Source organism: Roseovarius litorisediminis (genome assembly GCF_900172295.1).
Taxonomy (GTDB): domain Bacteria; phylum Pseudomonadota; class Alphaproteobacteria; order Rhodobacterales; family Rhodobacteraceae; genus Roseovarius; species Roseovarius litorisediminis.
Genome location: NZ_FWFL01000001.1, coordinates 501,073 through 525,121, shown reverse-complemented (window position 1 = coordinate 525,121; position 24,049 = coordinate 501,073). Strand labels below are relative to the sequence as shown.

Annotated in this window: 25 protein-coding genes, 1 tRNA gene and 1 pseudogene; 15 read left to right on the top strand and 12 right to left on the bottom strand. The window is 58.1% G+C overall.

Annotation, left to right across the window (positions count from 1 at the left end; all coding sequences use genetic code 11):
- Positions 1 to 3: 3 nt before the first annotated feature.
- Positions 4 to 759 (bottom strand): Hint domain-containing protein, encoded by a 756-nt coding sequence (locus PEL8287_RS02495; protein ID WP_235862121.1) that lies wholly within the window; start codon positions 757 to 759, stop codon positions 4 to 6.
- Between PEL8287_RS02495 and PEL8287_RS20230 the strand changes: the two genes are divergently transcribed.
- Together PEL8287_RS20230 and PEL8287_RS02490 are read left to right on the top strand one after the other, a co-directional pair.
- The gene (locus PEL8287_RS20230) at positions 749 to 1,066 is read left to right on the top strand and encodes a hypothetical protein (protein WP_235862118.1); all 318 of its coding nucleotides are present in this window, start codon (positions 749 to 751) and stop codon (positions 1,064 to 1,066) included. The two genes, PEL8287_RS02495 and PEL8287_RS20230, sit on opposite strands and share 11 nt — an antisense overlap.
- Before the next feature lie 187 nt (positions 1,067 to 1,253).
- Positions 1,254 to 1,559 (top strand): PLP-dependent transferase, encoded by a 306-nt coding sequence (locus tag PEL8287_RS02490; RefSeq protein ID WP_085890758.1) that lies wholly within the window; start codon positions 1,254 to 1,256, stop codon positions 1,557 to 1,559.
- 3 nt (positions 1,560 to 1,562) lie between these two features.
- On the opposite strand, the gene PEL8287_RS02485 is transcribed toward PEL8287_RS02490, so the two are convergent.
- The 5 genes from PEL8287_RS02485 to PEL8287_RS02470 form a co-directional block, all read right to left on the bottom strand.
- Positions 1,563 to 2,705: a Hint domain-containing protein gene (locus tag PEL8287_RS02485; RefSeq protein ID WP_085890757.1), complete on the bottom strand. Its 1,143-nt coding sequence runs from the start codon at positions 2,703 to 2,705 to the stop codon at positions 1,563 to 1,565.
- 143 nt (positions 2,706 to 2,848) lie between these two features.
- Complete coding sequence (locus tag PEL8287_RS02480) at positions 2,849 to 4,033, bottom strand: vWA domain-containing protein (RefSeq protein WP_085890756.1); 1,185 nt, start codon at positions 4,031 to 4,033, stop codon at positions 2,849 to 2,851.
- A gap of 6 nt (positions 4,034 to 4,039) precedes the next feature.
- On the bottom strand, positions 4,040 to 4,207 hold the full coding sequence (locus PEL8287_RS19920) for a hypothetical protein (protein WP_176228532.1): 168 nt from the start codon (positions 4,205 to 4,207) through the stop codon (positions 4,040 to 4,042).
- Between the two features lie 4 nt (positions 4,208 to 4,211).
- Positions 4,212 to 5,585 carry a DUF2927 domain-containing protein gene (locus tag PEL8287_RS02475; protein WP_085890972.1) on the bottom strand — a complete coding sequence of 458 codons (1,374 nt, stop codon included), beginning with the start codon at positions 5,583 to 5,585 and terminating at the stop codon, positions 4,212 to 4,214.
- 125 nt (positions 5,586 to 5,710) lie between these two features.
- On the bottom strand, positions 5,711 to 6,550 hold the full coding sequence (locus PEL8287_RS02470; RefSeq protein WP_085890755.1) for an AAA family ATPase: 840 nt from the start codon (positions 6,548 to 6,550) through the stop codon (positions 5,711 to 5,713).
- 159 nt (positions 6,551 to 6,709) lie between these two features.
- On the opposite strand from PEL8287_RS02470, the gene dksA reads away from it, so the two are divergent.
- Both dksA and PEL8287_RS02460 read left to right on the top strand, forming a co-directional pair.
- Entirely contained in the window at positions 6,710 to 7,165 is a 456-nt protein-coding gene (dksA, locus tag PEL8287_RS02465) for an RNA polymerase-binding protein DksA (RefSeq protein WP_085890754.1), read from the top strand.
- Positions 7,166 to 7,236: 71 nt separating this feature from the next.
- Positions 7,237 to 8,418 (top strand): FAD-dependent oxidoreductase, encoded by a 1,182-nt coding sequence (locus PEL8287_RS02460; protein WP_085890753.1) that lies wholly within the window; start codon positions 7,237 to 7,239, stop codon positions 8,416 to 8,418.
- A 27-nt stretch (positions 8,419 to 8,445) separates the two neighbouring features.
- Here PEL8287_RS02460 and xth read toward each other — a convergent pair whose 3' ends face one another.
- Positions 8,446 to 9,228, bottom strand: a complete 783-nt coding sequence (xth, locus tag PEL8287_RS02455; protein WP_085890752.1) for an exodeoxyribonuclease III — start codon at positions 9,226 to 9,228, stop codon at positions 8,446 to 8,448.
- Positions 9,229 to 9,564: 336 nt separating this feature from the next.
- On the opposite strand from xth, the gene PEL8287_RS02450 reads away from it, so the two are divergent.
- The 3 genes and pseudogenes from PEL8287_RS02450 to PEL8287_RS02440 all read left to right on the top strand — a co-directional run bounded on the left by PEL8287_RS02450 (position 9,565) and on the right by PEL8287_RS02440 (position 11,977).
- Positions 9,565 to 9,936, top strand: coding sequence for a DUF6749 family protein (locus PEL8287_RS02450; RefSeq protein ID WP_085890751.1), 372 nt, complete (start codon positions 9,565 to 9,567; stop codon positions 9,934 to 9,936).
- A 53-nt stretch (positions 9,937 to 9,989) separates the two neighbouring features.
- Positions 9,990 to 11,066: pseudogene (locus PEL8287_RS20520) on the top strand (DUF6902 family protein).
- Positions 11,063 to 11,977, top strand: coding sequence for a DMT family transporter (locus tag PEL8287_RS02440; RefSeq protein ID WP_085890750.1), 915 nt, complete (start codon positions 11,063 to 11,065; stop codon positions 11,975 to 11,977). The pseudogene PEL8287_RS20520 and the gene PEL8287_RS02440 overlap by 4 nt, the downstream one beginning before the upstream one ends.
- A gap of 27 nt (positions 11,978 to 12,004) precedes the next feature.
- Here the strand turns inward: PEL8287_RS02440 and PEL8287_RS02435 are convergent, their stop codons facing one another.
- Complete coding sequence (locus PEL8287_RS02435) at positions 12,005 to 12,328, bottom strand: HesB/IscA family protein (protein ID WP_085890749.1); 324 nt, start codon at positions 12,326 to 12,328, stop codon at positions 12,005 to 12,007.
- A 77-nt stretch (positions 12,329 to 12,405) separates the two neighbouring features.
- Here PEL8287_RS02435 and PEL8287_RS02430 point away from each other — a divergent pair, with 77 nt between their 5' ends.
- From PEL8287_RS02430 to PEL8287_RS02395, 8 genes are all read left to right on the top strand, one after another.
- Positions 12,406 to 13,575 (top strand): deoxyguanosinetriphosphate triphosphohydrolase, encoded by a 1,170-nt coding sequence (locus PEL8287_RS02430; protein ID WP_085890748.1) that lies wholly within the window; start codon positions 12,406 to 12,408, stop codon positions 13,573 to 13,575.
- Between the two features lie 3 nt (positions 13,576 to 13,578).
- On the top strand, positions 13,579 to 15,411 hold the full coding sequence (locus PEL8287_RS02425) for a cation:proton antiporter (protein WP_085890747.1): 1,833 nt from the start codon (positions 13,579 to 13,581) through the stop codon (positions 15,409 to 15,411).
- 149 nt (positions 15,412 to 15,560) lie between these two features.
- Positions 15,561 to 17,306 carry an arginine--tRNA ligase gene (argS, locus tag PEL8287_RS02420; protein WP_085890746.1) on the top strand — a complete coding sequence of 582 codons (1,746 nt, stop codon included), beginning with the start codon at positions 15,561 to 15,563 and terminating at the stop codon, positions 17,304 to 17,306.
- 85 nt (positions 17,307 to 17,391) lie between these two features.
- Positions 17,392 to 18,312 carry an SPOR domain-containing protein gene (locus PEL8287_RS02415; RefSeq protein ID WP_085890745.1) on the top strand — a complete coding sequence of 307 codons (921 nt, stop codon included), beginning with the start codon at positions 17,392 to 17,394 and terminating at the stop codon, positions 18,310 to 18,312.
- A gap of 25 nt (positions 18,313 to 18,337) precedes the next feature.
- Positions 18,338 to 19,342, top strand: coding sequence for a beta-N-acetylhexosaminidase (gene nagZ / locus PEL8287_RS02410; protein WP_085890971.1), 1,005 nt, complete (start codon positions 18,338 to 18,340; stop codon positions 19,340 to 19,342).
- Complete coding sequence (locus tag PEL8287_RS02405) at positions 19,342 to 20,130, top strand: segregation and condensation protein A (protein WP_085890744.1); 789 nt, start codon at positions 19,342 to 19,344, stop codon at positions 20,128 to 20,130. Before nagZ ends, PEL8287_RS02405 begins: the two co-directional genes overlap by 1 nt.
- A 4-nt stretch (positions 20,131 to 20,134) precedes the next feature.
- A complete protein-coding gene (scpB, locus tag PEL8287_RS02400; RefSeq protein WP_085890743.1) occupies positions 20,135 to 20,797 on the top strand; it encodes an SMC-Scp complex subunit ScpB in 663 nt (220 codons plus the stop codon).
- A 67-nt stretch (positions 20,798 to 20,864) separates the two neighbouring features.
- Positions 20,865 to 21,068 carry a hypothetical protein gene (locus PEL8287_RS02395; RefSeq protein WP_085890742.1) on the top strand — a complete coding sequence of 68 codons (204 nt, stop codon included), beginning with the start codon at positions 20,865 to 20,867 and terminating at the stop codon, positions 21,066 to 21,068.
- Positions 21,069 to 21,426: 358 nt separating this feature from the next.
- Here the strand turns inward: PEL8287_RS02395 and PEL8287_RS02390 are convergent, their stop codons facing one another.
- The 4 genes from PEL8287_RS02390 to ihfA form a co-directional block, all read right to left on the bottom strand.
- Entirely contained in the window at positions 21,427 to 22,503 is a 1,077-nt protein-coding gene (locus PEL8287_RS02390; protein WP_085890741.1) for a 2'-deoxycytidine 5'-triphosphate deaminase, read from the bottom strand.
- Positions 22,504 to 22,582: 79 nt separating this feature from the next.
- Positions 22,583 to 22,659 (bottom strand) — tRNA-Pro (locus PEL8287_RS02385).
- A 62-nt stretch (positions 22,660 to 22,721) separates the two neighbouring features.
- A complete protein-coding gene (locus PEL8287_RS20225) occupies positions 22,722 to 23,705 on the bottom strand; it encodes a MerR family transcriptional regulator (RefSeq protein ID WP_085890740.1) in 984 nt (327 codons plus the stop codon).
- A gap of 14 nt (positions 23,706 to 23,719) precedes the next feature.
- Positions 23,720 to 24,022 carry an integration host factor subunit alpha gene (ihfA, locus tag PEL8287_RS02375; RefSeq protein WP_085890970.1) on the bottom strand — a complete coding sequence of 101 codons (303 nt, stop codon included), beginning with the start codon at positions 24,020 to 24,022 and terminating at the stop codon, positions 23,720 to 23,722.
- Positions 24,023 to 24,049: the final 27 nt, after the last annotated feature.

Below are 24,049 nucleotides of genomic sequence, written 5' to 3'. Positions count from 1 at the left end.
CGGTTACTCGGCTGCGATGGCCGGGGCAAGAGCGGCGCGGATATGATCGGGAACCAGCCGTGCAGAACTGATCCGGGGCATGTCCATTTCGGGGATGGTTGCGGTGGCTTCAGCACCGTTTTCAAAACTGTCACGACCAGCGTAGTCGATGAAAGATTCTGCCGCCACGCCCTCGGCCAGCAGCAGCTCGTGTGCGTCGGTTTCGACGTGGTAATAGGTGAAGCCATCGGGCATTTTGCCCTGCACCTGATAGATGGTTGTGCCGTTCACAAGCGCGCCAGCGTTGATCAGGTGGCCGTCAATGGCGATCGCATGGTCGGCCGAAAGGTACAGGTCACGCTTGGGCAGGCCATTGCCCAAAGCACCGGCGGTGATGCAAATCGGATTGATCTTGGCAGGGTGTGCCAGGCGGGTATCCACGCGGGCATAACCCAGCCATTTGACAGCACGCGCATTGCCGGATGCGGTCAGAACCATGTCACCGGGTTGCAGGGTTTCAACATCGCGCACGCCCTGGGGCGTCGCAATCTGGGTGCCTGCTGTGAAGCAATTGATCGTGGCGCTTAAAGAGTTGATAAATAAAATTTCACCAGCGCTGCCGCTTTGATTGGTGAAAACGAGGCTGGCTGCGGGGCCCGCCAGTGTGTTGATACCGGTTGCCAGGGCCTGACCATTGACAGTCCAGGAACCAGCCAAAAAGCTGACGTTGACTTGGATCGTGCCATCAAATCGCGTTTGGCCAGCGCCAGTGACATCCAAAGTAAAGATGTCCTGGGCCGTAGAATTTGTTCCGTTACCGATTGCGGCAGTCAGAAATCCGCCGCCAATTTGCAGAGAATTACTGCCGTCACCATTTGTGATCGACCAAGTAAAATTTACGCCACTTTCAGAAAAGCTAAGCGTTTTGGTGCCAGCGACTGAAGTAGAAGCATTCGTAGCCCCGGCGAAAGAAAAAGTAGCCAAATCAACACCCGTTTTACTTGTTTTGGTTAAGTTTAGCTTTGCTAACATGGTCTGGGAATTGAAACAAGCTGGCATCTATCAGGTCGACCCTGTCGCCCATTGAATATGTCCGCTTTGTACGATACCGCCAAACGTTTCATGGCGGTCAAATGGGGCAGACCTGAGAAAAATGTGCGATGACTGTTCCGCACCGTTACTCTGCTGGCAGATCGAATTTAAATAAATAGCAGACTTCTTGTGGCGGGATTCTGAAACTGGCGCGATACCACTATCGGATTCGCTTGACAGTAATGAGGGTCGGCGCGGTACCGGCGGTGGACAGGACAGCGGCCAAACCGGTGCTGACCCGGCGGCTGGAACTGGCTGCCGATTTTGTGATGCACTTGGGTACAAAGCCGATCAATGGTCATACGGATGTAGTGGCGGGTGTACTGTCATGCCGGGACAAGACCAGCGCGGTCTGGCAGGCGGTCGGCATCATCGGCCCGTTAAAGGACTGGTTGCTGATGCGCGGGATGCGCCCGCTGCGCCTGTCCATCGGGATCGAGGAAGCGGGCGACCTGATCGCCGATCTGAAACAGGCCTTGATGGCGTAGCGGTTACTCGGCCGCGATGGCCGGGGCAAGAGCGGCGCGGATATGATCGGGAACCAGCCGTGCGGAGCTGATCCGGGGCATGTCCATCTCGGAGATGGTTACCGTTTCCTCGGCCCCGTTCTCAAAGCTGTCGCGGCCTGCATAGTCGATGAATGTTTCAGATTCGACGCCTTCAGCCAGAAGCAACTCATGCGTGCCCGTGTCGACGTGGTAATAGGAAAAGCCGCCTTTGGGCATCCGATCCAGCTGATAAATGGTTGTGCCGTTGACCAGAGCCCCGGCGTTGATCAGGTAGCCGTCAATGGCAATGGCGTGGTCGGCGCTAAGAAGGAAATCGCGTTCCGGCAACCCATAGCCCAGGGCGCCAGCCGTGATGCAGATGGGGTTGACCCGGACAGGGTGCATCAGGCGGGTGTCGATGGGCTGCTTACCGATCCATTTTACGGATGTGGTTCCATTGCCAGTGGTAATAATGTCACCCGGTGCAAGTTTTTCAACTGCGATGGCGCCGTCAGGGGTGTCTATCAGCGTACCTTTGGCAAAGCAGTTCACCGCTTTGACCGAGAATGTATCGATGCTGATCGCGTCAGCGCCCAATGAGTTGGACGCGAAGACAATCCCGGTAAACACGCCGGTGGCGCTGACCTGGGCGTCATTGGCGGTGACGGTCTGGGTTACGGTGCCGCCAGAATTGCTGTTGGTGAAGCGGACCTGAAAGGATCCGTTCTGCCAGAAGGCAGATAAACCCAGAACGACCGGCGAGCCTGTGGTGCCGGAAAAGGAGACGTTGGGGCCCAGGAAGGAATTGCGCAGGGTCAACAGGAAACTGTCATTCCCGTCATTATTATCAAGAAAATTAAAGATACCTGCGTCTAGGACCGTCGGTGTGAGTGTAGAACCGCCAGATCCCGTAGGCGTCAAGGTTGATGTTAGAGTTCCGGGAATTTCAACTACCGCCTGGCCAGTCAGGGCAGTGGTTGAAAACGTAAAAACGACACCACCTGATTGCAAAGAACCGATCTCGCCTGTTGCGGTGACCGGAATGAGGAACCGCAATGTGGAGCCCGTGCCTGCGAGGGTGGAACTTGACGCCGTCGTTGTCGAGCTTGGAATAGATGTTGTCGTGGTGAAGTCAAAAAATGGCATGGTGTCTGTCCCCGTTTTTTTTTTGAACTTACCATTGTTGCAAACGCTGACCTAGCGTTAACTTTGCTAAATTCAGATATTTTTGGCTTTTGCTACACTAGGGGCTGCGCGGGATTCTTTCGCTCTCGGACCTGGCGAATTTTTCAACGCACCAGTTCCTTCATGCCGCGTTCCAGCCCTTCAAGGGTCATGGGGACCATCTGGCCCTCGAATATTTCGTGGATCATGCCGATGGAATGGGTATAGGCCCAGATGTGTTCAGGCACCGGATTGATCCACAGATTGGTGGGCCATTGGGTGCGGGCGCGTTCCAGCCAGACCTGGCCTGCTTCGGCGTTCCAATGCTCGTTCGCGCCGCCGGGATAGGCGATTTCATACGGCGACATGCTGGCGTCGCCAACAAAGATGCATTTGTAGTCTGAGCCGTAGGTGCGCAGAACCTCGTCAGTCGGGGTCTGGGCATCCCAGCGGCGGCGGTTGTCACGCCAGACACCTTCATACAGGCAGTTGTGAAAGTAGTAGTATTCAAGGTGTTTGAATTCGCTGCGGGCAGCTGAAAAAAGCTCTTCCACCACTTTGATGTGCGGGTCCATCGATCCGCCAACATCAAGAAAAAGCAGGACCTTGACCGCATTGCGCCGCTCGGGCCGGGTTTTGACATCGAGATAGCCGTGTTCAGCCGTGGCGCGGATGGTGCCATCAAGATCCAGTTCGTCATGGGCGCCGTCGCGGGCCCAGCGGCGCAGGCGTTTGAGGGCCACCTTGATGTTGCGGGTGCCCAGTTCAACGCTGTCATCAAGGTTCCTGAACTCGCGTTTGTCCCAGACCTTGACTGCACGCTGATGGCGCGATTTGTCCTGGCCGATCCGCACCCCTTCGGGGTTATAGCCATAGGCGCCAAAGGGCGAGGTGCCCGCGGTGCCGATCCATTTGTTGCCCCCCTGATGGCGGCCCTGTTGTTCCTTGAGGCGCTCTTTGAGCGTCTCCATCAGCTTATCGAACCCACCTAATGCTTCGATCTCGGCTTTCTCTTCGGGGGTCAGGTGTTTTTCGGCCAGTTTTTTCAGCCATTCGGCGGGCAGGTCGACAGCATCCAGAACCTGCTGGGCCGAGATTGATTCCAGCCCTTCGAAACTGGCCGCGAACGCGCGGTCAAAGCGGTCGATCAGGCGTTCGTCTTTGACCATTGCAGTGCGCGCAAGATAGTAGAAGCCTTCGATGTCATAGGTGACAAGGTTGGCGGCCATCGCTTCGAGAAAGGTCAGATATTCGCGCAGGCTTACCGGCAGGCCTGCTTTTCTGAGGTTTTCGAAGAACGGAAGAAACATATGGTGTCAGAGCGCCATGCGGTGAATGATCAGCGTCAGAAACAGCCCCGCCAGCGTGAACATCAACGCATAGACAAAGGCATATTGCAGAATATCGGCCAAGGCACCTTTGCGGCGTCTGGCAACAAGAGCGCCGGTGATGGCGCCCAGAATGGCCCCGAGAAGTACGATCATTTGCTTACCCCTTTGGTCCTTTGGTGGGGCTGATGGCAGCGATTTCAAGCAGCTTTGCACGCACCGCCCAGTCAGCGCCGAACCCGTATCGCGCCCAGCCCAGACTGTCCAGCCGAACGGCCCGGGCCTGATCGGTTCTGCCGGTCAGATCCAGCGCTTCTGCGCGCAGCATGAGCAGTGTTGCCAGAAGACCGGCATTTTCAAACCGTTCGGCCGTGGCGAGATGCGGTTGCAGGATATGCAGGGCCTGTTCACCCTGGCCGCGGCTGATGGCATAGGCGGCCAGATGCGAGGCCGAATAGGCCCGGTGCAGTTCGGTGCCCGGTGTGCGCCGGTAAAATTCATCCGCAGCCAGGAACTGATTTTGCGAGGTATCGGCATTGATGGTTTGCGTCAGGCGACCAAGGGCGAAATGACTGAAGGCGCGGCGGTGGTCGGTCCAGCCCTGTGCTTTGGCGATGCGCAGGGATTCCTGCGCGGCAGACACACGTTGCCTGGGGCCTGTGCCGGGGCCAAGCGCTGTCTGAATCGCGCTTATCCAGGCGCGTGGCGTGGCGCGGGCCGGATGCGACGCAATCTGATTGCCGCGCGGATTGAGCCGCGACAGGATCGCAGGCAACCGTGCGGCCACCTGCATGCGGCTCATACCCGAGTGCAGTTCAGGCGCGTAGTAAGTCCGCAGGATCAGCATGTCGAAACCGGTCAGCACGGTGTGTACATTGTCGTCGTTGAAAACGCTGTCGCGCAGCCTGTAAAGATCATTAAGCGGGCCAATGGCCTGGGCGATTTCCTCGTGCAGGCAATCGCGCACCTCTTGTGGGCTGGAATCACTGGGCAGGAAGATCGCCAGTTTCTCGCGTTTTTGCAGCAGGGCCCAGTTGGTCAGACGGCTGTGCCGGTTGGAGCGGTATTGCGACAGACGTGAAATATTGGGCACAACAAAGCAGGCGGCCTTGGGCAGGTGACGGCGAATTTGCTCGCGGGTCACGGCCTCAATCGTGATATTGGCGGTGTCACCGCGGACACGGCCTATGTCGATCCCGGCCTCGGCCCGCAGGCGATGGATCAGGCGGTCAAGATCAAGGATCAGCGTAGGCGGTGGCGACCCGGTAACCCGGATGCTGATCGGTTCCTCGAAACGCGAAAACGTTTCAAGCGCACGGCCCGATTCAAGTTCAAAGCTGAGATCCAGAAAATCGCGCGCGATATCGCGGTTCGAGCGGTCGGGCGGAACGGGGTGAGGCGATGCAAAAACCTTCATTGGGGGCAGTACGGTACTGTGCTTTGTTGCCGCGCGCGATGGGGTATCGTCCTGCAGGGCTGGCGCACAGGCCCCAAGGGCCAGCAATAGCCCCGCAGTCAGCAGGATATGGCGCATAAATCCCCTATTGAGGTTGATCCGGGCCAATGATGGCTGCCCTTTGGCACAACGTGCGATCCCGTCCGACAGTCGGTGTCGGGGGTGGAAAACTGGCGGGATTGCACGAAGGGCTTCGCCTTTTGTCATCGCTGGCGTCTTGCCATGAAAGCCAGCCTCTCGAACAGATGTACATCCTGTTCGTTTTTGAGCAATGCACCATGCAATTTGGGCAGGGCATCGGCCCCGTCCCGCCGAAGGTCTTCGGGTGACAGATCTTCGGCCAGAATAAGCTTGAGCCAGTCCAGAACCTCGGAGGTTGACGGTTTTTTCTTCAGACCAGCCTGATCGCGAATCTCGTAGAATTGCGTCAGGGCGGTTGCGAGTAGGGCGTCTTTGATTCCCGGGTGGTGCACTTCGACGATCTTTTTCATCGTCTCGGCATCGGGAAACCGAATGTAATGAAAGAAACAGCGGCGCAAAAACGCATCGGGCAGTTCTTTTTCATTGTTCGAGGTGATGATCATCACCGGGCGATGTTTGGCGCGGATCGTTTCACCGGTTTCATAGACGTGGAACTCCATCTTATCGAGTTCCTGAAGCAGGTCATTAGGAAACTCGATATCTGCCTTGTCGATCTCGTCGATCAGCAGGACAACTTTTTCGTCCGAGGTGAACGCCTCCCACAGCTTTCCGGGCTTGATGTAGTTTTTGACGTCATGCACGCGTTCTTCGCCAAGCTGGCTGTCGCGCAACCGGCTGACGGCATCGTATTCATAAAGCCCCTGCTGGGCTTTGGTGGTGGACTTGATATTCCACTCGATCATTTTCAGGCCAAGCGCCTGCGCCACCTGGCGGGCCAGTTCGGTTTTGCCGGTGCCGGGCTCGCCCTTGACCAACAGCGGACGTTCCAACGTTACCGCAGCGTTAACGGCGACGGTCAGGTCTTCGGTGGCGACATAACTGTCGGTCCCCTGGAATTTCATATCGTTTTCAATCCTTTTCGCGGCATGGTTCATGCCTTTGTCGGGTGTAACTTAATGTGAACTGCAAATCACATCAATGCGATGTGATTGCCTAGTGACAATCCTTTTTTCAGCGTGTAATGCAGCGCGCAGGGGTGCCACTGTCTGAGGAGATTTGCTATGGCAGACGCTGGCCTGAAAGAGGGAGCCAACATGAAAGCGGAAGTGTTTCTGCCCGAGGATTATCGCCCGGCTGAAGACGAACCATTCATGAACGAGCGGCAGACAGAGTATTTCCGCCGCAGATTAATCACCTGGAGAGAAGAGCTGCTGGAAGGCAGCCGCGACACGATCGAAGGGCTGCAGGATGGCACACGGGCAATTCCCGATGTCGCCGACCGCGCCAGCGAAGAGACCGACCGCGCGCTGGAATTGCGTACGCGGGATCGTCAGCGCAAGCTGGTGTCCAAGATTGACGCAGCTCTGCGCCGGATTGAACAGGGTGAATATGGCTATTGCGAAGTAACCGGTGAACCGATCAGCCTGAAACGGCTGGATGCGCGCCCGATTGCCACCATGAGCCTTGAGGCCCAGGAGCGCCACGAGCGCCGTGAAAAAGTACATCGCGACGACTAGGCTGTTTTGCCGCGTCAAGAAATGTAACGTCGGGGCTTTCGCTCCGGCGTTTTTCGTCCCAAAGGGGGCGTATGACGTTGGATGGTTTAAAGATTCTTGTGATCGGCGCCGGGATAGGTGGCCTGGCTGCGGCGCGTGCTCTGGCACTGCGGGGCGCGGATGTGACCGTGCTGGAACAGGCCGGCGCGATTGCCGAAGTCGGCGCGGGATTGCAGATCAGCCCCAATGGGTTCGTCGTGCTGCACGCCCTTGGGCTAAGCGATTTGCTGGCAGCGGGGGCGGTTCAGGGGCAGGCGGTCAGCCTGCGCGACTATCGCAAAGGCGAAGTGTTGCGTCTGGACCTGCGGCAACTGGAAAGCCGGGATTATTATTTTGTACACCGCGCAGACCTGATTGATGTGCTTGCCGAAGGCGCCCGGGCGGCGGGTGTAAAGATACGTCTGCTGCAGAAGGTCGATCAAGTGATCCCCGGTGCCCGCCCCGAATTGCGGATGGCCAATGGTGTGGTCTTGTCTGCGGACCTGGTGATTGGTGCGGATGGGTTGCATTCGAAAGCACGCCAGGCGCTCAATGGCACTGCTGCACCGTTTTTTACCCGTCAGGTTGCCTGGCGTGCGGTTGTCCCCAATCTCGAGGAGCGCGGGCCCGAGGTGCGGGTGCATATGGGACCCCTGCGTCATGTCGTGAGCTACCCGTTGCGCGGGGGCAAGGCGCTGAACATCGTGGCGGTACAGGAACAGGCCGCCTGGGCCGCAGAAAGCTGGAGCCAGCAGGACGATCCGATGGCGCTGCGCGCGGCTTTTGGAGATTTTGGCCCCGAGGTGCAGACCTTGCTGGCGCGGGTCGAGAACGTGAACCTCTGGGGCCTGTTCCGCCATCAGGTGGCACAGAACTGGTACCGCGAGGGGGTTGCACTGCTGGGCGATGCTGTGCATCCAACCCTTCCCTTCATGGCACAGGGCGCCTGCATGGCGCTGGAGGATTGCTGGGAGCTGGCCGAGGCCCTGTCGGATTCAGAGACCGTCGACCAGGCGCTGGCACGCTATCAGTCGCGCCGTGAAAGTCGTGTACACCGGGTAGTCGAGGCGGCAAACGGCAATGCATGGAAATACCACCTGTCGTTTCCGCCACTCAGGTGGGCTGCCCATACGGCGCTGCGCGTCGGCGGGGCCATGGCGCCCGAGCGGATGATGCGTCAGTTTGACTGGCTTTACAACTTTGATGTAACCGAAAAAACCGGCACAACCCTCTGAAAATTCGCAGAATTTTCGCAAGCCAGCTCAGGCGGCAAGGTCGATCCAGATGGGGACGTGATCCGAGGGCTTTTCACGGGCGCGAATTTCCTTGTCGATCCGGCAATCGGTCAACAGATCGGCGGCCTGGGGCGTCAGCAGGAAGTGATCGATTCGGATTCCGTCATCGCGGTTCCAGGCACCAGCCTGATAATCCCAGAATGTGTAGTGACCGGGTGCTTGCGTGCGCGCACGGAACGCTTCGGTAAAGCCCAGATTGACGATCCGGCGATAGGCGGCCCGGCTTTCCGGGCGTGCCAGCGCATCTTCGCCCCACGCCTCGGGGCGTTTGGCATCTTCATCCTGGGGGATGATGTTGTAGTCGCCCGCCATCAGCGCGGGCTCTTCGGATGCCAGCAATTCTGCCGCACGCGCATGCAGGCGGTCCATCCACGCAAGTTTGTATTCGAATTTCGGTCCGGGTGCCGGGTTGCCGTTGGGCAGATAGAGCCCGCACAGCCGAACTGCGGTTTTGTCGCCCATGACCGTGGCCTCAATCCAGCGGGCCTGTTCGTCGGCATCGTCGCCGGGCAGGCCGCGGGTAATATCCTCAAGCGGAAGCTTTGACAGGATCGCCACGCCGTTAAAGCTTTTCTGACCGTGGGTTTCGACGGTATATCCCTTGTCTTCAAATATCTCGCGCGGGAAATTTTCGTCGACGGATTTGATCTCCTGCAGCAGGGCAACATCTGGCTGCGCTTCGTCCAGCCAATCCGAGAGTGCCTGAATACGGGCTTTGATGCCGTTGATATTGAAGCTGGCGATTTTCATCCGCGGGTCCTTTTCTGCTGTTCTCTCTATCGCGCAGCGCCGCCGGGGTGGCAAGAGACAGGTCGCGGCTATGTCGTTTCAGCAATGCGCAATCGGGGCGCTGATTCGGCGTTTTACGGTGCCTGAAGGTCGATTCAGGTGCTCGATTCCTGGATTTTTCACCCCTGTAACAGAATTTTTTTTCCAACCCAATCCGTCCGCGTTTTCAAGATCTTGAGAGCAACCTATAGGCGAGTAATGTGCTTAATAACAATCAAAACACGAAAATAGACTTGGCGAAACACGTTTAGCGTGTAAGCGTTTTAGGGCAGCAACTTTAACCTGGGGAGACCAAGAATGCGCACTCAACTCAAACATGATTTTTCGGATATTAACGAAACAAAACGAAAGCAGGCCGAGGTATCAGCAAGCCCGCATGACGGTACGGCCGTCGAAGCCTTTACATCGTCGATGGGCCCTGTCGTTGGCGTGGATGCCGGGGCTGGGGAAGGGATTGAAATGTTCACCTCGTCAATGGGACCTGCCGGGGTGACAACGCTTGAGGCCGGTGAAGGCCGTGAAATGTTTACATTTTCCATGGGGCCGCTTGCGTCTGCCAAAGCCGAAGGCGGTGATGCCGTCGAGATGTTCACTTCTTCGATGGGGCCAATTGGCCAAGTTACCGCAGAAGACGGTGACGGTTGTGAAATGTTCACCTCGAGCATGTAACCGATGGCGGGACGGGGTGATTGCGCCCGATTTTTGGCAAGGAGGTCTGCGACATGACAAATGTTGTTACACTGAACGCCCCGTTTCGCCAGAACAGCAAGGTCGCCCGTCAGGCGGCCCTGCTGGAGCGTTTTGCCAGGCAGCGCCGTAATGGCGAAGATGTTTTCTGGCTCAAGGAAAACGCCGAAGTGCTGAACCTGTTCAAAAGCACCGGCGTTGATCTGCCTGATCAGGCATTGGCGACGCACAAGGCGTTTTACGCGGATATCGAAAAGCGCATGGGGTTTTTCCCACAGTATTACAGGTTTTTACTGTCGATTTGTCTGGATCTGGAGGATCTGGGCATGCCCGGGGCCAAAGGTGAAACGCTGGCGCGTTGGGTGGCCGATGAAGGTCTGGCGGGGGCGGAACTTTCGGACCTGCAACGCGCTGAGGCGCGGCGGCTGTGCCTGCTGCAGGGCATTGACCCTGTGTAGGACGATATCGGGCTGGATGACCGCTTGCGCCGTTTTGCGGCGCGGTCGCAAACCTTTACCCTGCCCAACAAGAAAGCCGCCTACGAGCTGACGCATATTGTTTTTTACCTCTCCGAATATGGCCGGGTGGATCCGCAAGTGGATGATGCCATTGTCGACAGCCTGAAATTTGCCGGAACGCTGGCGTTTCTTGATCTCAACCTGGATTTACTATCCGAGGTCTGCATTGCCCTGCGTTTTGCCGGGCAGATGCCGCCCCATATCTGGGAGGGGTGGCTGCGGCAGCAGGCCAGGCAGTTTACCGTTTTCGCCCAGCCGGAGGCAGGTGCCAGTGACGACTATAATCAGTTTCTGATGGTGAACTGGTTCATGTCTGTGGCCGGGCAGGGCGGATTTGCGCAGCAGATCCCCGAGGGACGGCTGATGTTTCTGCAACCCCCGGCCGGGTCGGGCCCGTTGCGGCAGCTGTCGGAAAGCCTTTATCGGCTGGATGGCGCGCGCAGTGCTGATTGGCAGGCGATGCGCCGGGCCGTGGGCGCGGACCTTTCAGACGACGCGCAACTGGTGCTGAGTGCAGCCGAGGCTGCAATTGACAAGTTTGACCGCTTTTTCGCCGGGTTTGCCCGGGTCGGCATGCGGCGGTGCAGGCCATGAAGCGCGGTGTGTTCACGGCGCCGGTTGTGGCAGGTGTTGCGCTTGTAGGGTTTTACACACTGCTGATTTCCGGGGCGGACGCGATCACCAAGATGATCGCCCAAGGATACGCCGCCCCGCAACTTTTTGCCCTTTCGGGTGGTTTGGTGGCTGTGTTTTGCCTATTGCTCAATCGTCGCAGCGGGCACGGGATGCGCACCCGTTGCCCCGGGGCCATGGCCATCCGGGCCGGGGCAACGGTGGCAGGAACTGTGGCTTTTTTTTATGCCTTCTATCTGTTGCCCTTTGCAGACGTTTTCCTTTTCATCGCGCTGATCCCGATTTTCGCGGCACTTATGTCTGGCCCGCTTCTGGACGAGCCGTTGCGGCGACAGGCCTGGGCGGCCCTGGCCCTGGGGACTGTCGGCGTGATGTGCCTATTCCCCGGCGGCTTTGGGTCGGTTGGGTTGGGGCATCTGGTGGCGCTGGCGGCGGCGTTTTTTGGAACGGTGTCGATGGTGGCGTCACGCTATATTGGCATGCGCGACAACAACCTTTTGGCACAGGTGTTTTACCCGAATCTGGCCCTGATGGGGGTGATGGCGTTGACGCTGCCGTTTGTCTTCAGACCAATGGGACTGGCTGATCTGGGGTTGGTGCTGGCTTACGCGATACTGCTCTTCGGTGCCCGCTGGGTGCTGGTGGCGGCATTGCAGATATTGCCAGCCTATGTTGTCACGCCGCTTGTGAACCTTCAGTTCCTCTGGATGGTGGTTATCGGAGCAGTGGTTTTCGGCGAGGCGCCGGACGCGTTCGTCTATGTCGGCGCGGGCATTGTCATTCTTGCGGGTGTCTGGCTGATCTATGATCAGGCAAAGCAACAACACGAGCCTGTGCGCTGTGTGCCGGCAAAGGCTGTTCCGGCAGAGTGACTTGAGATATGCGGCGTAGTTCTTTGATTACATAGAGAAAGATGTGCCACACCCGCAAGAGCTGCTGGCGTTCGGGTTGTTGATGACAAAGCGTGCGCCAATCAGTTCCTCGGAGAAATCTATTGTCGCACCTGTCAGAAATGGCAGTGACACGGCATCGACCACTACTTTTTGTCCCTGACCTTCAAGAACCAGATCATCGTCCGCAGGCACGTCAAGCTTTATGTCATACTGAAACCCAGAACAACCGCCACCTTCGACAGCGACTCGCAGGGCGTTGCCCTGATCACCCGCGCCGATTTCAGCAAGTCGGGCAAAGGCACGCTCGGTCACTTTGGGGGGCAGGTTCATGGCTTGCTCCTGATGGTTTCTATTGTCGGTCAGTTGCAATATATGGGCGGCAGGAACAGGCGACAAGGACAGTTGGTATGAATGCGCGCTTTAGCTCGGATCCGGCCCAGGCGCGAGGCCGTCTGGTGGCGGAAGAAGAAAGCGCGTTTCGGTCGTGCTATCAGCGCGACCGTGACCGGATCATTCATTCCAGCGCCTTTCGCCGTCTCAAGCACAAGACGCAGGTTTTTGTCGAACATGAGGGCGATTATTTTCGCACGCGCCTGACCCATTCGATTGAAGTGGCGCAGGTGGCCCGCACAATCGCCGGTGCGTTGGGTCTGAATCAGGAACTGACCGAGGCGGTGGCGCTGGCGCATGATCTGGGCCACACGCCGTTCGGGCATACCGGCGAAGATGCGCTGAATGCTCTGATGGCGCCCTTTGGCGGGTTTGATCACAATGCGCAGGCGGTGCGGATCGTGACAGCGCTGGAGCGTCACTATGCCGAATTTGACGGGCTGAACCTGACATGGGACACCCTGGAGGGTATTGCCAAGCACAATGGGCCGGTTATCGGAGATCTGCCCTATGCCCTGGCCGACTACGACGCGCGCCACGATCTGGAACTGTACACCCATGCCAGCGCCGAGGCGCAGGTGGCGGCGCTGGCCGATGACATAGCGTATAACAATCACGATCTGCATGACGGATTGCGTGCTGGATTGTTCACCGAGGAACATGTGCGTGCCCTGCCAATTGTGGGACCCTGTTACGACGAGGTTGATGCGCGCTATCCTGGTCTGGACGCATACCGGCGGCGGCACGAGGCGCTGAGGCGGGTGTTCGGAGTGATGGTTGAGGATGTGATTGTCACTTCTCGCGGGATTCTGGCGGAAGCGGACCCGCAAAGTGCCCGGGACGTGCGCCATCTGGGGCGCCCGGTGATCCAGTTTTCAGCTGAACTTTGGGAAGAGCTCAAGCAGATTCGCGCGTTCCTGTTTGCGCGGATGTACCGCGCGCCTGCAGTTGTCGAAATGCGGCAACGGGTGACCTGTGTGGTGGAAGAGTTGTTTCCGTTCTACCTGGAAAAACCCGAGTATTTGCCCAAACAATGGCGGCAGGACGTGGCCGAGGCTGCGGATCAGACCGCGCTGGCCCGATTGGTGAGTGACTATATCGCCGGAATGACCGACCGTTTTGCGCTGGAACAACACGCGCGGCTATTGGGCGGGCCCGGCGGTGCGGGTGAGCGGGGAGGGGCCTGACCCATGGCAGTCGACACGGTCGCAGGGGCGATGGCGCCGGTGATGGGATTTGCGCTGGTGGGCGCGTTGGGTGTCGGTGCCCAATGGGTGGCCTGGCGGCTGCGGATGCCGGCGATTGTGTTGATGCTGCTTGCCGGGCTGGTGATCGAGCCGGTGACGGGCGTGTTCAACCCTGAGCGCGATATTGGCCCGCTGATGGGGCCGATGATTTCGATCGCGGTGGCAATTATCCTGTTCGAGGGCGGCCTGACGCTGAACTTCCATTCCCTGCGTGGCGCCGCTGAAGGGGTGAAACGGCTGGTGATTGTCGGCGCGCCGCTTGGCTGGCTGGGCTCGGCTTTGGCGCTGCACTATGTCGCCGGATTGGGCTGGGCGTCGTCCGCGGTATTTGGCGGGATCATGATCGTGACCGGCCCCACGGTTATTGCGCCCTTGTTGCGACAGGCCCGTTTGAAACGCCGTCCGGCGCAATTGCTGCAATGGGAAGCGATCGTTAACGACCCGATCGGCGCGCTTGCCGCCGTGCTGGCATTCGAGCTGATCCTGGTGGTCAACACCCCTGAAATCCTTGGGACGGCGTTCTGGGAGATGGCACGCGGCATTATCGTGGCCGCACTCATGGGTTTGGCTGCCGGCTGGGCCGTTTCCGAGGCATTTCGCCGGGCGCGGGTGCCTGAATTCATGAAGGTTCCGGTCCTGTTTACGGTGCTTCTGGGGGTTTTTGCCCTATCGGATCACCTGCTGCACGAAAGCGGATTGCTGGCCGTGACGGTCATGGGGCTTTATATCGCCAATGCCGATTTGCCCAGCTATGCCGAGCTCCGGCGGTTCAAGGAACATGCCACTATTTTGCTTGTCTCAGGTGTATTTATCCTGCTGGCGGCGTCGATGGATATCGAGGCCCTGTCAATGCTGGGGGGGCGCGCGGCGGTCTTTATTGCGGTGATCATTCTGGTCGTGCGCCCTGTTACGGTGCTTTTGTCGCTGGCCTTTACCAAGCTCGATTGGCCGGAACGGCTGCTGGTTGCGTTTACCGGGCCGCGCGGTGTCGTTCTGGTGGCTGTGGCGGGGCTGTTTTCCGAGCGCCTGGTGCAGTCCGGTATCGAGGATGCCGCACTGCTGACGCCGCTGGCCTTTGCGCTGGTGGCGACCACTGTGGTGTTGCATGGGTTTTCCCTGCGTCCGCTGGGGCGTCTGCTGGGGCTGGCAGGGGAAGGTACGCCGGGGGTAATTTTTGTAGGCGGATCGCAGTTTGCCGCCGCGTTCGCCAGCCAGCTGCGGGAACTGGAGGTGCCGGTACTGGTGGCCGATGCCAACCGCAGCCGGTTGCGCAGCGTGCGGGATACAGGCGTGCCGGTGTTTTTTGGCGATATCCTGTCCGAAGCGGCCGAACATGGGATCGAGATCATGAGCTATGGCAGGGTTATCGCGGTCAGCGACAACGATGCTTATAACACTTTGGTGGCCACCGATCTGGCGCCCGAGTTTGGCAGGGACAATGTTTTTCAGCTAAAACGCGCAAGGCAGCATCAGAGCCGACACGCGTTGCCACCCACCTTGGGCGGGCGCAATATTGCCGGTGGTATGGGGTATTACGAAATCGCCCGAAAGAGTACCGAAGGCTGGAAGGTGCGCAGCACCCGGATGACCGAGGATTTCAGCCTGAAGGACTGGCAGGAACATAACCCTGACGCTGTATTGCTGGCCGAATATTCGGAAAAAGGGACTCTGCGCCTGATCTCTGAAACGTCCGAGCCCAAGGCAGAACCGGGAACGCGGATTTTGTCCTTTGGACCCAAGGTTGCAGATGACCAGGATACCCCTGTAGAAGGCTGATCCTGAGTGTCGGGACCATATTATGCAGGTCGTTTGCGCGTGGCCGTCTGCCCGGTGTGCATACATCGGGTCGGAACGTCTTGGCGCGATACGATTGACGCGCGGGCTGGCAGTGGTAAACCGGCGCGCGACGAACAAGGAATTAAAAGATGAATCTGTTCACCGAGATCCGCAGCCTTGTGGTTGGCGCGCTTGAAACGATGCAGTCCGAGGGGGCTTTGCCCGGCGGGTTGGTGTTTGACAACGTCACGGTCGAGCCACCGCGCGATGTGGCCCATGGCGACATGGCCACCAATGCAGCGATGGTGCTGGCCAAGCCCGCAGGGATGAAACCCCGCGACATTGCCGAAGCTCTGGCTGTTAAGCTGGCAGGTGATGCTCGTATCACCAGTGCAGAGGTTGCCGGACCGGGCTTTCTGAACCTGCGTCTGGCGCCGGGGCTGTGGCAGGCTGTGTTGCGCGCTGCTCTGACCCAAGGAGAGGATTTTGGCCGCTCGGATTTGGGGCGGGGCAAAAAGGTAAATGTTGAATATGTCAGTGCCAACCCCACCGGCCCGCTGCATGTGGGCCATACAAGGGGGGCGGTTTTTGGCGATGCCCTGGCCAGCCTGCTGGATTTCGTGGGCTTTGATGTCACGCGTGAATATTACATCAACGACGGTGGCGCGCAGGTCGATGTTTTGGCGCGTTCGGTCTATCTGCGGTACCTTGAGGCTCATGGGGCCACGGTGGCGTTCGAGGATGGTACATATCCGGGTGACTATCTGATCGCCGTGGGTGAGGCGCTGATGGCCAAAGTAGGTGACGCTTATGTCGATCAGCCCGAAGCAGTCTGGCTGGCCGAGGTGCGTTCCTTTGCCACCGACGCGATGATGGAGCTTATCCGTCAGGATCTGAAATCGCTAGGCGTTGAAATGGACGTGTTCTATTCCGAGAAGTCGCTTTATGGCACTGGCCGGATTGAAGAAGCGCTGAATGCCTTGGATGCCAAGGGCCTGATTTACGAAGGTGTGCTGGAACCGCCCAAGGGCAAAAAGCCCGAGGACTGGGAGCCGCGCGAGCAGACCCTTTTCAAATCTACCGAACATGGTGATGACGTGGATCGTCCGGTTAAGAAATCCGATGGCGGCTGGACCTATTTTGCGCCCGATATTGCCTATCACTATGACAAGATCAGCCGTGGCTTTGACATGCTGATTGATGTCTTTGGTGCTGATCACGGTGGCTATGTCAAACGGATGAAGGCGGCTGTCAGTGCCCTGAGTGATGGCAAGGTCAGCCTGGATATCAAGCTGTGCCAACTGGTGAGGCTGTATAAGAACGGTGAGCCTTTCAAGATGTCCAAACGGGCGGGCACGTTTGTAACCCTGCGCGATGTGGTTGATCTTGTGGGATCGGATGTGACCCGCTTTGTCATGCTGACCCGCAAGAATGACGCGCCGCTGGATTTCGATTTTGATAAGGTGCTTGAGCAATCCAAGGATAACCCGGTGTTCTACGTGCAATATGCCAATGCGCGGGTAAACTCGGTTCTGCGAAAGGCACGCGAGGCAGGTATCGACGTGGAAGATGCCACCTTGGCCGCTGCGGATCTGGCGCAATTGGATCACGAAGCGCAACTGGCGGTCGCGAAAAAGGTTTCGGAATGGCCGCGTCTCGTCGAGATCGCCGGTCGCACAAACGAGCCGCATCGGGTGGCGTTTTACCTTTTTGATCTGGCCAGTGACTTGCACAGCCTTTGGAACCGGGGCAACGATCAGCCCGACTTGCGGTTCCTGCAAGAGGATGACCCGTCTGCAACACAGGCGAAAATCGCGCTTGCGCGGGCGGTAACCGTTGTTATTTCCGCCGGTCTTGGTATTCTTGGCGTAACTCCGGCCGAAGAAATGCGGTAAGCAAAACCGCCTAGCAGCGCCGGGGACACGAGGCAGATCACCAATCCCCGGCAGCTTTGTTTCGCCGGTGAGAAAGAGGCGAGATATGGCGGAAATGCAGGGTATGCAGCAGATGGCTGCACCGGATCGAGCAGACACAATCGGAAAACTGACCAACCTGACGGGGGCTGCGGTATCGCTGGCACTGATCGTTGGCATCGGCGTCTGGAGCTACAAATTGCTGGTCCGGGATGTCAGCGGCATTCCTGTCGTCCGGGCCGCCGAAGGTCCGGTGCGCGTGCAGCCCGAAGACCCGGGTGGCAGTGAGGCACTGCATCAGGGCCTGTCGGTCAACAACATTGCCGCCGAAGGGGCTGCGGCTGATCCAGCGGATCGTCTGGTGCTGGCGCCCGCGCCACTGGAATTGACACTTGAAGACGCGCCACCTGCCAAGCAGCCCGCCGAGACTGCCGTCGCAAGTGAAGTCACGCCCTCTGCAGAAGCGGCAGAGCCAAAGCCCGTGGATGAAGAGGCTGTTCAACTGGCCGCTGTTGAGGCCTTTGCCGAAAAACTGGCGCAAGGCGTTGTACCGCTGGAAGAGATTGAACCAAAAACAGAAACCACACCTGCCGTGGCAATCGAGGCGCCCAGGGTGACCGGCGGTCTGGCGCGGTCTTTACGGCCACGGGTGCGGCCTGCATCGTTGAGCGTGGCCCCGAAGCAAAGTGACGCTGCCGCGGAATCCTCAACTGAAATCGACCCGGCAACGATCCCCGTGGGCACGCGTCTGGCCCAGTTGGGGGCTTACGAATCAGTCGACGTCGCCCGTCAGGAATGGGTGCGCTTGTCAGGTAAATTTAGCGAATACCTGGAAGACAAGGACCGCGTGATCCAAAAGGCCCAGAGCGGTGGGCGGACTTTCTATCGCCTGCGTGCCATGGGTTTTGCAGATATCAATGATGCGCGGCGTTTTTGCTCGGCCCTGGTGGCCGAACGGGCCGAATGCATTCCGGTGGTTGCACGATGACACCAGCGCCTGCTGGCCGGTTGCAATGACCCGTCGTTTTGGAGCCTGCATTCTGGATGCTGAGGGCCTGCGCCTGACAGCGCCGGAAAAGGCGCTTTTCCGCGAATTTGATCCCTTTGGATTTATCCTTTTTGCCCGCAACATTGACAGTGCCGACCAGGTGCGCGCGCTGTGCGGTGACCTGCGCGAAGCCGTCGGGCGCGAGGCCCCCATTACCATCGATCAGGAAGGCGGCCGGGTACAGCGCCTGCGTGGACCCTTGTGGCGAGACTGGCTGCCGCCGCTGGAACAGGTTTCAGGGGCCGGGGAAAATGCCGCCAAGGCGATGTATCTGCGCTATCGGCTGATTGCGCAGGAGCTGTATGATCTGGGGATCGACAGCAATTGTGCCCCGCTGGTTGATGTGGCCGGGCCGGACACTCACCCGTTTCTGAAAAACCGCTGTTACGGGTTTGATCCAGATACGGTGGCGGATATGGGCCGTGCGGTGGCGAATGGTCTTCTGGACGGGGGCGTATTGCCTGTGGTCAAGCATATCCCGGGCCATGGTCGCGCTGTGGTGGACAGCCATCTTGACCTGCCGGTGGTGGGGGTCGCTCATGCTGACCTGTCGGCAACGGATTTCGCCCCGTTCAAGGCGTTGAACGACCTGCCTATGGGGATGACCGCGCATCTGGTTTATTCGTCGATTGACCCGCAGCCGGCGACGACGTCGTCGAGGATGATGCAGGTGATCCGCGACGAGATCGGGTTTGACGGGTTGATCATGACCGATGATGTGTCGATGAAAGCGCTGAAAGGTTCGCTTGGCGATATCTCGCGTGCGGCTTTGGCCGCGGGTTGCGACGTGGTGCTGCATTGCAATGGTACGCTGGCGGAACGCGTTGAGGTGGCCGAAGCTGCCGGGCGAATGACGGAAACCGGTCAGAAACGGGCGGAACGGGCCCTTGCCGCGCGCAAACGCCCGGTTGAGGTTGACATTTCGGCCCTTGAAGCAAAGCTTGACGCGCTGATGAACGGGCGCGGGTAATGACAGACGAAACCTTTGACGAGATGGGACGGGTGGAAAGCGTGGCCAATCGTATGGCTGCGGAATCTCTGATCGTTGACGTCGATGGTTTTGAGGGTCCGCTGGACTTGTTGCTGATGCTCAGCCGCACGCAAAAGGTGGACCTGCGCAAGATTTCCGTGCTGGAGCTGGCGCGCCAATATCTGACCTTTGTCGAAAAAGCCAAGGCGCTGCGGATCGAGCTGGCGGCGGATTATCTGGTAATGGCGGCTTGGCTGGCCTTTCTGAAATCCCGCTTGCTGTTGCCCCCCGATCCCTCCGAGGAAGGCCCTTCGGGCGAGGAACTGGCCGCGCACCTGGCATTTCAGCTGGAACGTTTGCAGGCAATGCGCGAATCTGCGGCGCGTCTGATGGCGCGTGACAGACTGGGGCGTGATTTTTTCGCCCGCGGCATCCCCGAGGACGTCACCCGGGTGAAACGTGTAACCTATACCGCCACGTTGCTGGATCTGATGCAGGGCTATGCCCGCATCCGCACCAAAGATGAATTCCGGCCCTATGTGATGGACCGCGATGCGCTGTTTACACTGGAGCAGGCGTTGGAACGGATGCGCGGGCTGATCGGGTTTGCCGGGACCTGGACCGATATTTCCACCTATCTGCCTGAAGGGTTTACTACCGATCCGGCGCGCCGCCGGTCGGCGACTGCATCAACCTTTGCGGCCTCGCTTGAACTGGTGAAAGAGGGCAAGGCTGAGATCCGGCAATCTGAAGTATTCGCGCCAATCGAATTGCGGCGCAAGGATTAAGAAGATGTCAGAAGATATAGAAAAAAAAGAAAAATCATTATTTGAAGCGCCGCCAATTGCAGAACAGGAGCGCATGATAGAGGCGATCCTGTTTGCCACGGTCGAACCGGTTACCGTTAAGGAGCTGGAAGCACGCATGCCCCATGGCAGCGATCCGGCAGAAGCGCTTGTGCATCTGCGAAAGCGATATGAGGGGCGTGGCGTGCGGGTGGTACGTGTGGGTGATTCATGGGCCATACGCACTGCGCCCGATCTGGGCTTCCTGATGCGCCGGGAAACGGTTGAGACCCGCAAATTGTCGCGGGCAGCCATCGAAACTCTGGCGATCATCGCCTATCATCAGCCGGTAACCCGCGCCGAAATTGAAGAAATACGCGGCGTTTCCGTCAGCCGTGGCACGGTGGATCAATTGCTGGAAATGGAATGGATCCGCTTTGGCCGCCGTAAAATGACACCGGGGCGACCAGTAACGTTTGTCGTAACGCAGGAATTTCTGGACCACTTCGGTCTGGAAAGTGCGCGAGATTTGCCCGGTCTTAAAGAACTGCGCTCGGCCGGTTTGCTGGAAAACCGACCGCCCCCTGGATCGATGCCACAACTGGGTGACGGTGACCACGACGCAGAAGAAGAAACACCCGAAGGTCAAAACGAGCTGTTTGAAGATTAAAGCGTTGCCGCGAAATTTGCACAGTTTCATGTTACGTGGCTGACATGAGGCGGAAACGGAGAGCGAAATGAACGTCAATCAGATAGTCACCATGGTGATCCGGATGGTCATGCGCCGTTTGCTCCGCAAGGGCGTGAATGCGGGGATCGATGCCGTCGGAAACCGGATGAGTCGTGGGAATGCCGCCGAACAACAGGGCCAAAGCCTGAATACCGCCGAAACCACCAAGCGGTCGAAACAGGCGATGAAGATCGCGCGCCGGATGCGTTGAACGTCGGGCATCTGCGCCATACAAAGCTTGATCCAACTACCGCCTGAGCTGTTTTCAATCAGGGTGGCCGATCATAGATGATGCAGGCGTTTTATGGTGTTCTGGAACTACCGGATTTGTCGCCATACCCCGTTGAGGGCTGATGTTGCATTACAGATGTAACTGCAAAAAAAATGGAAAAAGCAGCAAGAATCACAATTGGCCTTGATGGTAAATAACGCCGGATATCCATTGTAAAACCCTTGTATGCAAATGAGAGTAACTCGTCCTATAGGCGACTAATATTTGCTATCAGTTTAACGGTCTATACGTTTGGGTAGTTTTGCGTGAAACAAGCGGTTTTAAGCCGAACTGCAGTTCAGGCTGTCCTGAAATGCTTTGAAAGCTTCAGGCCCTGTCCCTGATAGTTCGATGCAATCCCCGCGCCATAAAGCTGGTCGGGAACCATATCCATTTTTTCATAGACCAGTCGGCCCACGATCTGGCCGTGTTCCAGTACAAAAGGGGCCTCATGGCAGCGCACTTCAAGGACCCCGCGTGAGCCTTTGCCGCCTGCGGCATCGTGGCCAAAGCCGGGATCGAAAAAACCTGCGTAATGCACCCGGAATTCCCCGACCATGGCAAGATAGGGCGCCATTTCAGCAGCATATGCGGGCGGGATATGCACAGCCTCGCGGCTGACAAGGATATAGAACGCGCCCGGATCAAGAATGATATGACCGTTTTCGGCGTGCACCTCTTCCCAGTATTCGGCGGGATTGTAATGTCCGATCCGGTCCAGATCGATCACCCCGGTATGCGGTTTGGCGCGATAGCCCACAAGGGTGGTTTCGGTGGGTTGCAGATCGACGGAAAACCCAAGGCCGTCGTCGATCACTGCGGCACCGTCTACCAGGGGGCTTTCGGCGTGCAGGGCTTGCAGCGCTGTGTCGTCCAACACAGCCTGACCGTCGCGGAACCGAATCTGATTGAGCCGCATACCCGGACGGACGAGAACCGAAAACGACCGCGGGCAAATTTCGGCGTAAAGCGGACCTTTGTAACCTTGAGGAATGCGGTCGAATTCGACACCGCCATCGGTGATTGTGCGGGTCAGCAAATCAAGCCGACCGGTTGAGGATTTGGCATTCGCCACTGCCTGGATGCCTTTGGGAAGGTTCAGCGATTCCATCAGCGGCACAACGTAGACACAGCCTTTTTCAAGCACCGCACCCTGGCTGAGGTCGACCTGATGCATTTCGAATTCTTTCAGCCGACCCGCGACCGTTGCGTTGGCGCCGGTCAGAAAGGACGCGCGCACGCGGTAGGCTACCGCGCCAAGCCGTAAATCAAGGCTGGCGGGTTGGATCTGTTCAGGAATGATCGCCGGTTCAGCCGAAAGCTGTCCCTCGGCAATCATGGTCCTCAGTTGCTGGCTGGAAAGAACGCCTGTCATGTCAGCCCCTTTTGGCTGCCCCGCACCCGTGGCGAGGCCCAAAACCGGGCGATCAAAGGCAGGGTCGTCGGTAAATAATTGGTCGGGCTAGCAGGACTCGAACCTGCGACCTTCCGTCCCCCAGACGGACGCGCTACCAGGCTGCGCCATAGCCCGACGATTGGGGTTACATACTTGTTTTCACCGTAGGGACAAGAGGTATTTCCCAATTTTTCGCCTTAGTCGCCCAGGTGTGTATCTTTGCCGTTGTCTACATCGCGCAAGCGGCCCGCTATTTGACGAAGACGTCTGGCATGGTCTTTGGATATCGGTCGTTTCAAAGCGGCCATGGCCGTTAGAATACCCGCCGGGGCGTCGACCGAATCTGTCGGATCGTCTGGTATATCGATTTGCAGCGGGGCCGGGCGGGGCGGTTCATCTTCCGCAACCGCCGGTTCCAGATCTTGTCCAGCCTGTTCTTCAGCTTCAGGTGTATTGGCAGCCTCGTCAGCTCTGTCGATATCTGCCGGGGTGGCCTGGACTTCTGCGGGCGGTTGCAGTTCGGCATCGACGGCACGCGACTCGTCGGGCGTTTCAGTGGCCTTGGTTTCGGGTTCGTCTTCGGACGTATCTGATGAGGACTTTTCAGGATCGGCCGCGTCTAGCCGGGAAAAGATGTTATCCAGCGTCTCATCCAGCTCGGATGGTTCGGGCTTTGTTGCCTCGTCACGGTCTACATCAAGGTAATTGTCGGTGTCTTCAGTGTCTGAAAGCGCTACGTCCTCTGGCTGAGGCTCGACTTCTGCCGGTGCGTCGCTGGTATCAGCGGAATCAACTGTGGTTTCTTGTTCGTGAGTGTCCCGCTGGAAACTCACCACGGTAGCGGCAGGGGCCGCCTGAAGCGGGACCTCAAGCGCGATGTCGATTGTAGCGCCTTCTGTTTCGCCATCCAGACTTTGAGAAAAGCCCGATACGTATTTGACGCCCTGTTCGCGCAAGATTTTCTGCACGCCTTTGATGGTGACGCCATCATCGTGCAACAGTTTTTTTATGCCACCCAAAAGCAGCATGTCTGCTGGTCTGTAATACCGACGTCCTCCGGCGCGCTTGACCGGTTTGACCTGAGAGAACTTGCTTTCCCAGAACCGCAAAACGTGCGCAGGCGTATCAAGCCAGTCGGCTACTTCGCTGATTGTTCGGAAGGCGTCGGCGGATTTTGCCATGACCGGCGATTTTCCTAGCTTTTATTACCGGCAGCAACCCGATCTTTCATCAGATGCGACGGTCGGAATGTCAAAACCCGGCGGGGGTTGATTGGTACCTCTTCACCGGTTTTCGGGTTGCGACCGACACGGGCCGATTTATCGCGGACAGAAAACGTACCAAAAGACGAAATCTTGACCTGCTCGCCACGCACCAGCGCGTCCGACATGTGTTCCAGAACGCTTTCTACCAGCTGTGCTGAATCGTTTCTTGAAAGGCCAACCTCACGAAACACGGCCTCGCTCAAATCCATTCTTGTTAAAGTTTTGTCGCTCATCACATCCCCTCGCTCTTTTACCAACTT